This is a genomic window from Amycolatopsis sp. SID8362 (assembly GCF_010550475.1).
GTDB lineage: Bacteria > Actinomycetota > Actinomycetes > Mycobacteriales > Pseudonocardiaceae > Amycolatopsis > Amycolatopsis eburnea.
The window spans coordinates 1-208 of sequence record NZ_JAAGNB010000331.1 but is presented as its reverse complement, the minus strand read 5'-3'; the positions used below and the strand labels follow the sequence as shown (position 1 = coordinate 208).

Annotated in this window: 1 pseudogene; it reads left to right on the top strand. The window is 74.0% G+C overall.

The window, feature by feature from the left end:
• Positions 1 to 208, top strand: a pseudogene (locus tag G3I65_RS10710) (NADH:flavin oxidoreductase); the annotation flags it as partial.

Below are 208 nucleotides of genomic sequence, written 5' to 3'. Positions count from 1 at the left end.
GGTCAAGGCCGCGACGTTCGAAGGCCGGACGCAGGACGCGCTCGTCACCGACGAGCTGATCGAGTACCACCGCCGTCCCGCCCGCGGCGGCGTCGGCATGACGACGCTGGCGTACTGCGCGGTGTCGCCCGAGGGCCGCACGGACCGCCACCAGATCTGGATGCGCCCCGACGCGGTACCCGGGCTGCGCCGGTTCACCGCCGCGATC